The sequence below is a fragment of the Hymenobacter sp. R533113 genome, from assembly GCF_056835965.1.
Window position 1 is genome coordinate 404,280 of the sequence record NZ_JAKWBD010000001.1, and the last position, 14,373, is coordinate 418,652.

Genomic DNA, 14,373 nt, shown 5'->3' on the forward strand with positions numbered 1-14,373 from the left:
TTCTGCGTTTCTTTGGGGTGCCGACGAGGTGTCGGCCGCTACTATTTTTTGAATGAAGACGAATTCATTGCTCTTAGCCATCAACGCGGTCCTGGTTGTCGCCGTGGCCGTATTATTTTACCTGCACTTTGCCCAGAAGCCGGCCAGTGTGCCCGCTGTAGCCACTGCCGCTCCCGTCGCTGCTGCTGCTGACAGTATTACCACCGCCCCTGAGGATACAACGGCTGCTACTCCCGCTCCCGCAGTAGCCGCCGTTCCCGCCGCCCCCAAAATCGGCTACGTAGAATCAAGCAAACTGCTGGATGGCTACAAAGGTATGCAGGTAGCCCGTCGCAGCTTCGAGGCGAAGGCTAAAGGCTGGGAGAACCAGAACAAGACGCTGGTAACCAGCTTTCAGACGGCCGTGCAGAAATACCAGACCCAGGCCGCGAGTCTCACGCCTGAGCAGCGAGCCGCCACCGAGCAGCAGCTGCAACAGCAGGAGCAGAAGGTAGCCCAAGAGCAGCAAAAGCTTCAGCGCCAAGCGGCTGAGGAAGAAGCCAAAATGAGCCAGCAGGTACTGACCCGCGTGAACAAGCTGATTGAGCAGTATGGCAAGGAGAATGGCTACCAGTTTATTCTCATTGCGCAGCCCGGCGGCTCTATCGCCTATAGCCGCAAAGAGCTCGATGTCACGGCTCCCGTACTAAAGCGCCTGAACACCGAATACGGAAAAAAATAGCGCGTTTTTGGCGCTAATGAAGGTTAGAAAACGCCCGCTGCCCACTGAAGCAGCGGGCGTTTTGTATTGCTGGCAACTTTATGTAAAATTTCTGCTACGGTCTATTAAACGCATCGCGCTAATCTTTGTCTAATTATAAATGGAAGCCGAACCAAGGCGCCATTGTACAGACTATGAAAAAGCTGATAAAATCCTCTGTGGTACTGGTGGCGCTGGTTTTCTCGGCAGCACTGCTGACGGGTTGTGTGGCCTCTGCCCAACCCGGCGTTGTGGTGGCCGGCGGCCCCGCTTATTATCCGCCGCCTCGCCCATATTACGGGTATCGACCTCGGCCTTATTACCACCGCCCATCCCGGATAGTAGTAGTGGAGCGCCAGCCCGTTATCGTACGTCCCTACCGGCAGCGGCCCGTAGTGGTGCGGCCCCGGCCCGGCTACTACCGCCACGATGCTCGCCAGCCCGTGCGTGATGGGCGCTCCTATGGTCGTGAACGCGGCAGGATTCGCTAGCGGCAGCTAAGTCATTGCACAAAAAAGCCCCCCAGATAGCATCTGGGGGGCTTTTTTGTGGTTTAAATGAGGAAAGGATTGGTTCAGTGCCTTAGAAAACAAAACGTAAACTAAAGGCTGCATCTGAATAAAGGCCGGTATAGCCATCAAATACCTCAAAAAATGGCTTGTAGTCTACGCCTGCTACGAAGGGCAGATCCGGAAATTTGTACTCCAGGCCCAAAATCAAGTCAGCACCGAAGGCGATATAGGTACGGCCGTCATCATAGCCTCTGAGATCCTCCTTATTTCTGCCACGATAATAGCGTCTGTCCAAAAAATAATATTGTCCGTCATAGGCCCCTACGTGGCCCCCGGCCCCATAGTAAAATTGCAGGCCTCGAACGTCAGACACGGGCAGGTGTTTTTCCAGCAGTAAGGTGAGGCGACCACCCCGCGCTCTGTATTCCCTTGTCAATAAGCCTTCAAAAGCAACGTTATTCTTGCCACTCAAAAAGTGCTTTACGGTAAGGCCCGAAGAGTAGCCGCCGCCGCGCAGGCCAATACCCGTGGTGTAGCCGCCTTTTTGGGCGTAGGCAGCCGGGGCCGTTAGAAGTACTAATAAGACAAGATGGTACAAAAACTTCATTACGGAGATGTTAGGGTTAAAAGTCAATTGACCCCCTAAAGCACAAAATCCGTGCTCAACTTAGCCTCGCTCGTTGGCTTCAGCGCTCCTCGGCAATCTCATCGGACAGGTGAATGCGAATGCCTCCACCGTCTTCCTCGGCGGCGCGCAGCATAGCGCGGGCTACCGTAGCGGCCTCAACAGGTTGATACTTACGCAGTGGCCCCACCATTAGCGGACGCAAGGCTTTCATCAAAACGGCCCCAATCTGCTCGCCCAAGCGCTTTTCAGTGCGGTTACCCAGTAGCAAAGAAGGACGGAAAATATGGATGGCCCGAAAGGGCGCCTGCCGCACCGCTTGCTCCATTTCGCCCTTCACCCGATTATAGTAAATGCGTGACTCCGCATCGGCGCCCATGGCTGAAACTACTAAGAACTGAGCCGCGAAATTGCCGGCCGTAAGGGCTGCGAGCTTCACCACGTACAGGTAATCGACCTTATAAAATGCCTCTTTAGAGCCTGCCTGCCGCATAGTAGTGCCCAGGCAGCAGTACACATCATCGGCAATCAGACCCAGGCGGTGCTGATCCAGGTGGCCGAGGTCGAGTACGCGCTGCTCCAGCTTGGGGTGCACCTGGGGCAGAGGGCGGCGGCCAACCACGATGACTTTGGCGTAGCGCTCGGAGGCTAGCAAGAGCGTGAGGAGCTGGCTGCCAACCAAGCCGCTGGCGCCGGCAATGAGAGCAGTTTTTTGAGGTGTCATAAGGTGGCTGGAAGCACGGGAGCGGAGCGAAGGACGGTAGCAAACCTTCTACGATGAATACCACTTGAGGGCAAAGAAGCCAAAGGGCATCTCAAAGGAAACGGCGCCTGTTGTACTGTTTCCTTTGAATGTCAACTTCTTAGACTACGGCTTGCTTTGGCTGCCTATTCCTGCTCCAGTAGTCGGGTTTCATCGGGTGCTAGTTGCACCAGGCCACGCTTGTAGAGGGTGCCGAGCGCTTTTTTAAATACTTTCTTGCTCATGCCCAGGCGGCGGTAAATGTCGTCAGGCTCGCTTTTGTCGGAAAGCGCCAGGGTGCCGCCGTTGGCGCGCAGGGCAGTCAGAATGGTTTCGGTGGCAGCTAGAGCCTCGTCGTAGCCTACTTTTTGGAGGCTCACATCCAACTTGCCGTCGGGCCTGATTTGGCGCACGTAGCCATTTGGCGTATCGCCGAGGCGCAAAGGGCGAAATACCTCGTTGTGATACAATAGCCCGAGGTAAGCGCCATTCACGATGACGGTGTAGCCTAAATCCGTATCCTGCGCTACAAATAGTTGGACTTCGTCGCCAACTTGGCCCGGAAAAACCCCCTGCGGCAAGTATTTCTCCCATTTGGATGAGGCCACGATGCGGTCGGAATTCTCGTCGAGGTAAACGTAGACGGTAGCGCGCTGCCCCACGCGCAAGGCTTGGCGCTGATTGCGGTAGGGCAGAAAAAGGTCTTTTTCGAGGCCCCATTCCAGAAAAGCACCATTGGAAGATACATCCTTAACGGTGAGAGCCGCAAACTCGCCCACCCGCGCCAGTGGCTCTAAGGTGGTGGCGATTAGGCGGTCTTCGGAGTCGCGGTACACAAATACGCGTAGCCGATCACCGATTTGGGTGTCTGCGGGCACGTACTTAATGGGCAATAGCAAGTCGCCATCGTCGGAAGTCAGATAGAGGCCGAAATCCACGGCGCGGGCTACTTCCAGTTCGTTATAGTCGCCGAGGGCAAGCATGGGAGGGGCGTATGAGGTTGAAATAATTTAAGTATCCAAAGGTACTAAAGGCTGGGGGGCAAATTTCGCTTAGGTTTATCTGCCTTTTACGTAGATGTTCAAACCGAGTAAAGACGCGTTTTCGCGTCTCAATCGCTGCATTCGTTGTGTAGTCGGCGCTTGACCCAATTGCTCAACGATTAGACGCAAGATGTTGCCTCTTACTGATACGGCGCGACACCGGGGCGGGAGAAGTTGAAATCATTGAAGTCGTAATAGGCCCCCGAATTCTCAAAGATTCGATAGCCATTATTAGTCAGCTGGCCCCCCGGATAGAAGCCAAACAAAATCTGAATGGTGCGGAGTGCCGTGTACTCATTACGAAAACGCAAACCCAGGCCAAAGCCCGTAAATGGCTTGTCCAGAAAGGGAGAGTCGCGGCCGGGAGTTGTGGCCAGCCACGCCGCATCGGCAAAAGCTACGCCGGCCAGGCGAAAGCCCAGAAAAGAAACGGGCGTGTACATAGTAGCTTCGTAGTTGAGCACAAAACGACTGGTACCGCGCAGGGTGCCATCGGAGCGAAAGCCGCGCAAGCCCCGTTCGCCCTCGATAGATAGCAGCTGCTCACCAGGACGCCGGTCGAAGCCTAAGTCCATGCGGTTCCACAGAAAATGGCGCCACTGGTAATTGCCCGTGTTAAAAAGCCGCGTAAAATACAGCACCTGCGTGCTCAAAAGGCCCTGCTGCCAGTCATGGTCGCGCTGGCGCACAAAGGAACCGTACTCCCCGCTCAAATACAGGTAACCCCGGCGCACACTGTACAGGCCACTAGCGGCACGCACACCATAGTAGCGCCGATTACCCAGCTCATTCAACTCGTAGCCCCCGGTGAGGCTGAGCAAAGTGCCCGTTGGTACGTCCTCGGTGCGACCAAAGCCGAAGAGATATTTGTCCTTATAATAGTGCCGGACGCTATAGCCGATGGTGCCCAGAAAAAGGCTCGCATCCGCGTAATCCTCAATGGGCCGCTCGCCGTAGGTGGTATTCAAAAAGCGGGCTGAGATGACAAAGCGGGCCGGATTCTCATAGCCCAGATCGTAGCTTTTCAGGCGCAAGGCCCGCCCCAGCCATATATCGCGGGTGCTGTAGCGCAGCCGCTCCAGACGAAACGGGTCGATGGGGGGCAATTGTGGCAGCTGAATAAGCCGATCATAAAAATCGAGCGCCACCGCGCCGGCATACTGCGTATTAATGGAAACAAAGTCGCGGGCCACGTAAGCGCCTATTTCCTTGTTCTCGTACTCGTTGCGGTAGCGCACCTCCGCATTAACAAAGTTGCGGAAAGGCACCAGGTAGCTGCCCCGGTAGCGCCAGGGCTGGGGGCTGGCGCGGCCATACTCGTAGCGGTTCCGGAACTGATGGCCCAGCCCCATGAAGTTCACGTCGTTCAGCCCAATGACGGCCGCGTCCACATCGCGAATCTGGAGCGAGCCGCTCAGACTAAATACATCCTTGGTAATGATCTGCACATCCACGCTGTCGGGCGTGGTCGTGGCCTCGTTTACGAATACACGGGCGTCGAGCAGCTCCCCCGTCTGGCGCAACAGACGCTCCGATTCACTGAGTTCCTGCGGCTCCAGCTCCTCGCCCACCCGAAACAGCAGCAGTTGGCGCACCCGTGAAGGAGCCGTGCGAATGTGAAAAATATTCCCTCCTTTTTCCAGAAAGTTGCGCGGCTTACGGTCGGGGTTGTTGATGCTGTAACCGAAGGCGTTGAGGGTGGTGATATTGATGCTGCGTACAATCTTGTAGTTGTGCTGGCTGTATTGGCGGTCGAGCAGCGTAGCGTCGATGCCAGCCCGCTCCTCGGCGCGGGCCGTGAAGTTGAAGAGCGCCGCGACTGCCTTGCCCGCAATGGTCTTGCGCTTAGCATAAGCCTGCAAACCTGTGAGAATGCGCTCCTCATCGAAGCGCCGCCGCAGGGAGTCGGGGCGGGTTTCGGGCTGCGTACGCACGGAGTCGACGATGGGCGGCTGCGGGTCCTGAGCTTGAATTGTGCCTGCTAACAATACCAACGGCACCACCAGCCGCCACCGATTCCGGCACAGCAAATGGAAAGCAGACATGAGGTAAACGAGCATAAAGTGGAACAATACGAAAGCCAGATGGCACCCTGCAAGTTACAAACGAAGTAGGGCTTCAGGTAAGTACGAAGCTGAAGCTTAGCTGGAATTATCAACCCAGCCACCGGAGAATAATATCCCAAATCAAGGCCAAAAAAGCGCCGGGCGCACTAATCTGAGGATTGACGGTTTGGGGGCAAAATTCTAGCAGGAACCAGTCTTATTAAGCGGCGATATTGAAACCTTTCCTAAAAAAATTAGCTTAAGGTAGTATTGCGTATATGAAGTCTAATTGCTATTTTTAAGCCATCAAAAGCCCTCGAATGAACGAACGGATTCAGGAAAAGCTAAGTATTTTGGCAGACGCCGCGAAGTACGATGTGTCGTGCTCCAGCAGTGGCGGAAAGCGCAAAAACGAGAACAAAGGCCTGGGCAATGCCGAGGGCATGGGCATCTGCCATAGCTACACCGAAGACGGTCGTTGCGTGTCATTGCTCAAAATTCTGCTCACCAACTACTGCATCTTCGACTGCGCCTATTGTGTGTCGCGGCGAAGCAATGACGTGAAGCGCGCTGCCTTCACGGTAGACGAAGTGGTCGATCTGACGATGAACTTCTATCGTCGTAATTACATTGAAGGCCTTTTTCTGAGTTCCGGCATTTTTAAGGATTCTGACTACACGATGGAGCGCTTAGTGCGCATTGTGAAAAAGCTGCGTACGGAGCATAAGTTCAACGGCTACATTCACGTCAAGACCATTCCGGGCGCTTCGCCCGAGCTGATTGCGGAAGCTGGCTTGTACGCCGACCGCTTGAGCGTAAACATTGAGTTGCCCTCAGAGCTGAGCTTGCAGAATCTGGCCCCCGAGAAGAACTATAAGGAGATTCTGACCCCGATGAAGCAGATTCATCAGGGCATCGTGCAGAATAAAGAGGAGAAGGCCTTATTTAAGAAGGTGCCGGCTTTCGCGGCGGCGGGCCAAAGCACCCAGCTTATCATAGGCGCCTCCGATGAGAATGACCATCAGATTCTACAGCTTTCCGATTCGCTGTACAAAGGCTACGGCCTGAAGCGGGTGTATTACTCTGGTTACGTGCCCGTTACTGATGACGCGCGCTTGCCCCAGCTCACGCGCCCGCCGGTCATTCGGGAGCACCGCTTGTATCAGTCCGACTGGCTGATTCGCTTCTATGGCTTTCAGGCCGACGAGATTCTGGACCCCCAGCATCCGCACCTCGATCTGGAAATTGATCCTAAGCTTGCCTGGGCTCTACGCAACCGCCACGTTTTCCCGGTGGATGTCCAGACTGCTGATTACGAGATGATTCTGCGCGTGCCCGGTGTGGGCGCACGCTCGGCTAAGCGCATTGTGGCGGCCCGTCGCTTTGCTCCGCTCACCCTGGATCATCTGCACAAGTTTGGCGTGGTGCTCAAGCGGGCCAAGTTCTTTTTGACTTGCCGGGGTCAAGCCCTGGATAGCCGTGAATACGATGAGCAGAGCCTGCGTCGGCAGATTCTGTTCGGGTCAGGAGCGGTGCGCTCTGCCCTCGTTACCCAGCAGCTCGATCTTTTTGCTCAGGCTTCTTAATCTGTTAAAACTCATTCCTTTTTAAGTTTTAAAAGAAAAGTATAAGGACACTGCGGTATCCTTTTGGTGTTCAAAAAGCCCCCCAGAAAGCAACAGGTCTCACTTCAGTACACCTCCCATCACTGCGGTGCGACCTGTTGCTTTTTTCTCTGATTCTGCCACCCCCACGCCGCCTGGCGGCTCTTCATCCAACCAACCATTAGCGACTAAAAACTACTACCATGACTGTTTCTCACCGCGGCGCCGACGCGTCGGCCTGCTCCTTCTGAAGTCTCCAAATCCTTGAAAGTGGCACGCCTGGCCTGCTGCTGCAAGCTCAGCGACCTGTTGCCACTCGTTCGTCAGTTGCATGAGTCGGTGCGCACTGCCGCTGCTCGCGACGAGGCGCACCCGGAGGCCGCCTAATGCTGTGAGGGAGGTTTGTGGCTGATTTGCAACTTCTTACCGCAACAGTCGGTAAGACGGGTTGTGCGCTACGAACTTGAACACCACGACGTCCCTACGAATGGCATTACGCTGCACGTTGTGCAATGCGGACCCCAGAATGGCCCGCTGATTATCCTACTGCACGGTTTTCCCGAGTTCTGGTACGGCTGGCGACGCCAAATCCCGACTTTGGCCGAGGCGGGCTACCGTGTATGGGCCCCTGATCAGCGCGGCTACAACCTCAGCGACAAGCCTGCGCGCGTAGCTGATTATAAGATGCCGGTTTTGGCAGCCGATATCATCGGGCTGATTGATGCGGCCGGACACGAGCGCGCCTTTCTGGTCGGCCACGACTGGGGTGCGCTTGTGGCCTGGAACCTGGCGGCTTATTTCCCCACCCGCGTGGCGCGAGTAGCTATCCTGAATGTGCCGCACCCGCGAGTAATGACCCAGGAGTTGCGGCACAGCCTTCGGCAGTTGAGCAAAAGCTGGTATATTTTCTTTTTCAGCTGTCGTGGCTGCCCGAAAAGTCATTTGCCTTTAATAACTACCAGCTTGGCGAACAGACCCTGCGCGGAACCAGCCGTCGGGGGGCATTTAGCGCCGAAGATCTAGGTTATTACCGCGCAGCCTGGAAGCAGCCTAGCGCTCTGACTAGTATGCTCAACTGGTATCGGGCCGCCGCGCGCTACGTGCGGCAGCTGAATCCGCCGGGGCGCGTGCGGGTGCCCGTGCATATTATATGGGGCAAGCGGGATGCTTTTCTCAACCCCAACATGGCACAGGAAAGCTTAGCTTGGTGCGAGGCGGGCCGGCTCACGTATTTTGATAAAGCCACGCATTGGGTGCAGCACGAAGAGGCCGAAGCTGTTAACGAGTTGCTGATACGGTTCTTTGGCCAGACCCACGACACAGGAGAGCACTAAATAAGGGAGAGCCAAGGGTGAAACGCCCACTTACTTAACCCCAAAGTGCTGTATGCAGTAAGTGAGGTTATACTGTGTACTTAAACCCCATCGATTTATGAGCATTTCCCAATCTGCCGCCGCCACTCACCTAGGGGCCTCTCTCGATATTCTTAAAGGGAATATTACCAACGGTAAAAATCCCGGTATTAGCAATATTAATGGCTGGAGCCAACTGCTGAAAACAGGTGACGATCCGGCGTATGAAACCATTGCCGCCGATTTGCAAAGCTTGGAAGGCGTTATCAACGCGGGCGACGCGGCTCAGATCAGCAGCCTGCTACTGACCTTAGCTGAGCATATCAACAGCGTGGTAGATGGCGCTACGCCCAATACTATTGACCAACTCCATCAATTAGCTCAGGCCCTTAGCGACGCAGCTCGCCAACTGCAGCCCGTACAGGGGTAAGCTTGTATGTCATGCTGAGCGGAGCGAAGCATCGGGCTTGCAATCGTTGAATTCGTGCTCCGCCTAGATACGTCAGATGCTTTGCTCCGCTCAGTATGGCATACGATTTCTGTGTTTGCTTCCTACTTAAGGTGAGCTATTTCCTGCCCATTCCGCTTTATGCACGACTATACCTACGATGGCTCTTTCGATGGCTTGCTGACGGTATTGCTGGAGATGTACGAGCGCAAAACGCCCCCCAACAGCATTCAGCCGGCTGAAGCGGCACAGGGGGGCTTTTTACCGCTACGGTGCCCATTGCCACCAGTGAGGAAAAGGCCGCCCGCGTTTGGCAGGGCTTGCTCAAATACATAGATAAAGAGGCGCGTTCCCGGCTCTACCATGTATTTCTGTCGGAGCGAGCCGACCGCGAAATTATCATCTGCCGCTATGTGCAGCTGGCGGTGGAAGCTAAGGGTCGGGTTGATATTTCGGAAAACTATACCAATGACAGCGTGCGCCTCGTGGCCGACATCGATAAGCAGATGTTCCGCGAAAAGCACCGGATGGAGGCCTTTGTGCGCTTCGAGAAAACCCAGGATGAGCTATTCCACGCCACCATCGAGCCCGATTTTGATGTGCTGCCGCTTATTGCGGCCCACTTCACCAAGCGCTACGCCGACCAGCGCTGGCTGATATTCGACCGACGTCGCGGCTACGGTTTGTACTATGATTTGCACCGCACTGACATCGTGCAGTTTGAGGAAAAAGCCCCCCAGCGCTCCACCGACGTGTCGGCCACGGTGCTGGACGAGCGCGAGCCGCTGTTTCGGCTGCTGTGGCAAACGTATTTCGACCACGCCAATATTCCGGAGCGCCGCAATATGAAGCTGCACCGGCGCCACATCCCGCTGCGCTACTGGAAATACCTGAGCGAGAAGCAGCCCCGCGAAACCAGGTTTGAGCCAATTAAAAACAAGCGCTAAAAGGTGGCTTAAGCAAGCTGGCATCGTACGGGCTATCTGATTAAGGCGGCCAACGTTAGCCGAAACCGTGCGTACAGGAACGCGCCATAAGTAGCAACACGCCTTCCTCACCTTCTAGCTTATTTCTATGCACCGAACCCTGGAACTTGCGGTTCCGTCCTCAGCCACTGATATTCTTCAACAGGAATTAATTAATCTGGATGAGGTGATAGGCCTGACCGTACAGCGCGGCGCCTCGCTCAAGCCCGTGGGCGATGTATTGACCGTGCACGTACTCAACCGTGGGGCCGATGAGGTACTGCGCCGTGCCCGCGCCGCCGTGGCTGACGAGCACGCGTTGAGCGTAGTCACCAGCGAAGCAACCAGCTTTATTTCTCCGGCCAGCCACCACGCCGTGGACGACGACCGAGATGAGGCCATTTGGGAAGAAATGGAAAGCGGCCTCCGCCACCAAGGGCGCATCACCACCAATTACCTGCTGCTGATGGGCCTGGGGGGCATTATTGCCGCTATTGGGCTGGTGTCGGAGCCCGTGCCGCAGGCCATTGCGTTTGTGGCCTCAGCTATCATCGCGCCGGGCTTCGACTCTATGACCAAAGTGCCGTTAGGCTTAGTGCTCAGGCGCTGGCCACTGGTGAAGCGGGGACTGCTTTCGACGCTGGCCGGCTACGCCGTGCTAGTAGCGGCGGCAGCTCTGGCCATGGCGGCCCTGGTAGCGGCCGGCGAAACCAGCGCGGAGGCGTTGGCCGCCAATTCCGAAGTGCAGCACCTGGCCCACCCGAAGCTAATGGAACTGCTAATGGCCGGTAGCGGAGCCTTAGCTGGGGCAGTGATTCTGGCTTCCTTCCGGCGCAGCTTTCAGGCCGGGCCGCTGATTGCGATGGCCTTTATTCCGGCCGCAGCCCTGGTCGGGGCTGGGCTGGCCGTAGGCCGCACTGACTTGGCCGCCGAAGGGCTGGAGCGGTTTCTGGCCGACTGGGGCTTCATTGTTGCGCTGGGAGCCCCGGTTTTGTGGCTGAAACAGCGTTTTTTGCACCGGCGCAAGCCTTTAGTTTAAGGGCAATACGAATTACTTCCTACGTTGAATACCAGACGTTTGGCAACAGTCTGCAAGCCCTGAAACCGTTAAGATACAAACACTTACAGTTGAGCTTACCGAAACGGAAAGCGAACAACAAGCAGAATTCAGCCGTATGGAAGGCCATCTGCCGCAATGACAGGTGTATTTCTCCACTAGGTAGCCGGCCTAAGCCGCTTCCACAACCATGTATTCCATATGGCAACTGTTACTGATCCTAATGAGCCCAACCAAGTGGTCGCGTCCCTCACGGGCACCACTCATCCCACCCATTCTGCCGTAGCTGGCGCGGTGCCCGTCGTCAAACGCATTTCCTGGGGGGCTGTTTTTGCTGGTGCCGTACTGGCACTGGTAATTCAACTCTCGCTGAGCCTGCTGGGCCTGGGTATTGGCCTGGGCACTATTGATCCGCTGGAGGAGCAAAACCCGATGTCCGGTATTGGCATCGGGGCGGGCATCTGGTGGATAGTCAGCATGCTGGTTTCGCTGTATCTGGGCGCGACGGTCGCCAGCCGGCTGGCGGGTATGCCCCGGCCCACCGACGGGCTATTGCATGGCCTGCTGACCTGGGCCGTCGTGACGCTGCTGACTTTTTACCTGCTCACCACGGCTGTGGGTCGTATCATCGGGGGCGTAACGGGCGTAGCCGGTCGAGCATTGTCGGGTGCGGGCCGCGGCATTGCCGCCGTAGCTCCCGAAGCGGGGGAAGCCATCAAAGGCGAATTGCAGGAGCGCGGCATCGACGTGAATGACCTCAAGCGCGAGGCCCGCCTGTTGCTGCGTCAGACTGGCAAAGCCGAGCTGAGCCCCGAAAACCTGGAGCGCCAGGCTAAAGCCGCCGGGCGCGATGCCAAAGCGGAGGCTGGCCAGAGCGCGGCCAATCCGCAGGCCGCCGATGACAACTTCGACGACGTAATTGACCGCCTCACCAGCCGGGCCGAAAACATCGGCGCCGCCGCCGACCGCGATGCGGCCGTGAACGTAGTGATGCAGCGCACAGGCAAGAGCCGGGCCGAGTCGGAGCAGGTGGTGGACAACTGGATTGCCACGGCCAAGCAGGCCCGCGTGAAGTTTGACGAAGCCAAAGTTGCAGCCGAGGCACAGGCCCGCGAAACGGGTGATAAAGCCGCTGAGGGATTATCTAAGGCTGCTTTGCTAGCCGCGCTGGGCTTAGGCTTGGGAGCTGCTGCCGCCGCCTTCGGGGGGCGCCGCGCCGTGCCTCACGATGTAGCCGTAGCCGGTACGCCGGTTGCTTAATAGCCTAGCACTACAACAAAGAAGCCCCGCCGAAAGGCGGGGCTTCTTTGTTGTAGTGCTGGCTGTACCTCACAGTCAAGGCGTCTAGGGGCGGCGGTTGAGCGAGTCGCGCTTTTCTACGGCATCCAGCACTTCGCTGGCGGTGAACTCCTTATCGACATTCACGTAGCCAGCGGGCGCGATGCGCCGGCCGCTGCTGGTAACGAAGGTGGGCCGGATGCGCAATGTTAGGTGCAGAGGCTGCCGGTCGCGGTCGGCCAGGCCCAGCACCATATCAGCCAGACTCTCGATTGACCGTTCGCCCAGAGCATCGCGCAGATTGCTTTCCAACGTGACGGGTGCCAGCGCCACGCCCCCGTTGGGCGCTACCTCAATGCGCTCGGTGGTGCGGCCCGTTGCCACCTGCTTGCCGTCGATAAGGGCAATGTAATCCAGCTCGTTGAGGGCGGCCATCTCATCGTTGGGGTTGCGAATTTCCAGGTTCACGCGCATGCGCAGCGGCAGGTTGCCGGAGGCATAAGCTGCCGCCAGGCGGGCGCGGTCCAGGGTGCTCAGGTCGCCGGGCTGGCGGATCTTGGTCACGTCGATGCCCGCTACGGTGGCTTGCTCTACCGAGGCCAGGCGGAAGTCGGCATCTTTAAAGGCCTTGGCCTGCTGCACTTGCTCACTGATGCCGCAGCTACTCAGGCCCGCGAGGAGCAGCAAACTGGTCATTGCCCATATAGACCATGAAGGTTGGGAGAAGAAGCGCTGACGCATGGAGGTAGAATTTAGAAAGCTGTAGTAACACTGGTTGCGTGTCTTTCTACCATGACTTCCACGAAATAGTTGTACCGTGCCAGCCAGCACCATCACCGACAACAATCTGGACTACCAGGAAGGCAAGCAGGACGAGTGGCTGAACAACCTCCGGCGAAAAACCGGCCAGACAATGAACCACAGCAAGAATTGACTTCGGCGCACTTTTTAATTTATGTCCGCTACGCCGGATATTAAAAAGCCCCCCAGCATATTCCTACCGGCATCGTTTCTTATACAGGCCGGGCGTGATGCCTTCGTACTTCTTAAAAAGCGACTGGAAGTAGTTTGTGTTGTTAAAGCCAGCCCGAAAGCACACATCGGCTACCGTGGTCAATGGGTTGCGCAGCAGACGCTTAGCCTCACTCAGCCGCTCCTGAATAATATACTCCACCGGCGTCAGGCCGAACTCGCGCTTGAACAGGCGGAAGAAGGTGGCTTTGCTCATACAAGCCAGCTCACTGAGCTTTTCCACGGTTATCTGCTCCGTGAGATGGCGCTTGATATACTGCACCACGTGGGCGAAGCGGTGGGTGCTCAGGTGCTGGGCGTAGTTATGAAAAATAAGCTGGCGGGCTTGGGTTTGCATCAGCCGAATCAGCAGCTCTTGTAGGGTGAAGGAGGCCAATACATCCTTGCTGGCGTGGGTTTCCTGGGAAAGATGAATAAGGCGCTCTAGGGTACTTGTGAGTTCAGGCGTGTTGGTGAGGTGGGCATTATCAGTCATTGCCAGGCTCCAGGGGGCTTTTTCCTCGGCCAGCGGCAGGCGCTCATTTAGTAAATCAACGGTTTGACGGATGGTATCGGCGGGGATGGCCAGGGCAAGGCACTGGGTGGGATTGGTAGCGCTGGCTTCGGGAAAATCAATTTCCATCAGCTGTTGCTCGCCCACAATCACCGATTCGCCGGGCAGATACTCAAAAGCTGGCCGGCCCGCCAGATGCATTACTTTCTTGCCCCGCAGCATGGTAGTCAGCACCAGGTTGCCCATGCTCAGCGGCACTTTACTGGCCGTTTGGCGCGTCTCGAAAATATTCAGCTCAAAAGCATCCAGCGAGTACACCGTGCGGTTTTCGACCAAGGCATGGAGCTGATCGGGGTGGCGCAGCGCAACGGGCGAAGGCAAAAAGGCTTGAGACATGGCGGGCAGGCTGAAGGGCAGAAAAACTTGCGACTATAGGCG

Annotated in this window: 16 protein-coding genes; 10 read left to right on the top strand and 6 right to left on the bottom strand. The window is 56.6% G+C overall.

The window, feature by feature from the left end; all coding sequences use genetic code 11:
- The first annotated feature begins 52 nt into the window (after nt 1–52).
- Together MKZ35_RS01845 and MKZ35_RS01850 are read left to right on the top strand one after the other, a co-directional pair.
- A complete protein-coding gene (locus MKZ35_RS01845) occupies nt 53–721 on the top strand; it encodes an OmpH/Skp family outer membrane protein (protein WP_482511524.1) in 669 nt (222 codons plus the stop codon).
- A gap of 173 nt (nt 722–894) precedes the next feature.
- Nucleotides 895–1,230, top strand: coding sequence for a hypothetical protein (locus MKZ35_RS01850; protein WP_482511525.1), 336 nt, complete (start codon nt 895–897; stop codon nt 1,228–1,230).
- Nucleotides 1,231–1,321: 91 nt separating this feature from the next.
- Here the strand turns inward: MKZ35_RS01850 and MKZ35_RS01855 are convergent, their stop codons facing one another.
- The 4 genes from MKZ35_RS01855 to MKZ35_RS01870 all read right to left on the bottom strand — a co-directional run bounded on the left by MKZ35_RS01855 (nt 1,322) and on the right by MKZ35_RS01870 (nt 5,706).
- Nucleotides 1,322–1,858 carry a hypothetical protein gene (locus tag MKZ35_RS01855; RefSeq protein ID WP_482511526.1) on the bottom strand — a complete coding sequence of 179 codons (537 nt, stop codon included), beginning with the start codon at nt 1,856–1,858 and terminating at the stop codon, nt 1,322–1,324.
- 79 nt (nt 1,859–1,937) lie between these two features.
- On the bottom strand, nt 1,938–2,600 hold the full coding sequence (locus MKZ35_RS01860) for an NAD-dependent epimerase/dehydratase family protein (protein ID WP_482511527.1): 663 nt from the start codon (nt 2,598–2,600) through the stop codon (nt 1,938–1,940).
- Nucleotides 2,601–2,764: 164 nt separating this feature from the next.
- A complete protein-coding gene (locus MKZ35_RS01865; protein WP_482511528.1) occupies nt 2,765–3,601 on the bottom strand; it encodes a CvfB family protein in 837 nt (278 codons plus the stop codon).
- A 200-nt stretch (nt 3,602–3,801) separates the two neighbouring features.
- The gene (locus MKZ35_RS01870) at nt 3,802–5,706 is read right to left on the bottom strand and encodes a BamA/TamA family outer membrane protein (protein WP_482511529.1); all 1,905 of its coding nucleotides are present in this window, start codon (nt 5,704–5,706) and stop codon (nt 3,802–3,804) included.
- A gap of 320 nt (nt 5,707–6,026) precedes the next feature.
- On the opposite strand from MKZ35_RS01870, the gene MKZ35_RS01875 reads away from it, so the two are divergent.
- The 8 genes from MKZ35_RS01875 (at nt 6,027) to MKZ35_RS01910 (ending at nt 12,392) form a co-directional block, all read left to right on the top strand.
- Complete coding sequence (locus MKZ35_RS01875; protein ID WP_482511530.1) at nt 6,027–7,292, top strand: putative DNA modification/repair radical SAM protein; 1,266 nt, start codon at nt 6,027–6,029, stop codon at nt 7,290–7,292.
- 282 nt (nt 7,293–7,574) lie between these two features.
- Nucleotides 7,575–7,697 carry a hypothetical protein gene (locus tag MKZ35_RS01880; RefSeq protein WP_482511531.1) on the top strand — a complete coding sequence of 41 codons (123 nt, stop codon included), beginning with the start codon at nt 7,575–7,577 and terminating at the stop codon, nt 7,695–7,697.
- A 63-nt stretch (nt 7,698–7,760) separates the two neighbouring features.
- Complete coding sequence (locus tag MKZ35_RS01885; RefSeq protein WP_482511532.1) at nt 7,761–8,333, top strand: alpha/beta fold hydrolase; 573 nt, start codon at nt 7,761–7,763, stop codon at nt 8,331–8,333.
- A gap of 44 nt (nt 8,334–8,377) precedes the next feature.
- Nucleotides 8,378–8,644: an alpha/beta fold hydrolase gene (locus MKZ35_RS01890; protein ID WP_482511533.1), complete on the top strand. Its 267-nt coding sequence runs from the start codon at nt 8,378–8,380 to the stop codon at nt 8,642–8,644.
- 97 nt (nt 8,645–8,741) lie between these two features.
- Nucleotides 8,742–9,092 carry a hypothetical protein gene (locus tag MKZ35_RS01895; RefSeq protein ID WP_482511534.1) on the top strand — a complete coding sequence of 117 codons (351 nt, stop codon included), beginning with the start codon at nt 8,742–8,744 and terminating at the stop codon, nt 9,090–9,092.
- 290 nt (nt 9,093–9,382) lie between these two features.
- Nucleotides 9,383–10,057, top strand: coding sequence for a TIGR03915 family putative DNA repair protein (locus MKZ35_RS01900; protein WP_482511535.1), 675 nt, complete (start codon nt 9,383–9,385; stop codon nt 10,055–10,057).
- Nucleotides 10,058–10,184: 127 nt separating this feature from the next.
- On the top strand, nt 10,185–11,114 hold the full coding sequence (locus tag MKZ35_RS01905; RefSeq protein ID WP_482511536.1) for a DUF389 domain-containing protein: 930 nt from the start codon (nt 10,185–10,187) through the stop codon (nt 11,112–11,114).
- Between the two features lie 219 nt (nt 11,115–11,333).
- Nucleotides 11,334–12,392, top strand: a complete 1,059-nt coding sequence (locus tag MKZ35_RS01910) for a hypothetical protein (protein ID WP_482511537.1) — start codon at nt 11,334–11,336, stop codon at nt 12,390–12,392.
- Nucleotides 12,393–12,476: 84 nt separating this feature from the next.
- On the opposite strand, the gene MKZ35_RS01915 is transcribed toward MKZ35_RS01910, so the two are convergent.
- Nucleotides 12,477–13,151 (bottom strand): hypothetical protein, encoded by a 675-nt coding sequence (locus MKZ35_RS01915; RefSeq protein ID WP_482511538.1) that lies wholly within the window; start codon nt 13,149–13,151, stop codon nt 12,477–12,479.
- Nucleotides 13,152–13,407: 256 nt separating this feature from the next.
- Nucleotides 13,408–14,331 (bottom strand): AraC family transcriptional regulator N-terminal domain-containing protein, encoded by a 924-nt coding sequence (locus MKZ35_RS01920; protein WP_482511539.1) that lies wholly within the window; start codon nt 14,329–14,331, stop codon nt 13,408–13,410.
- Between the last annotated feature and the right edge of the window lie 42 nt (nt 14,332–14,373).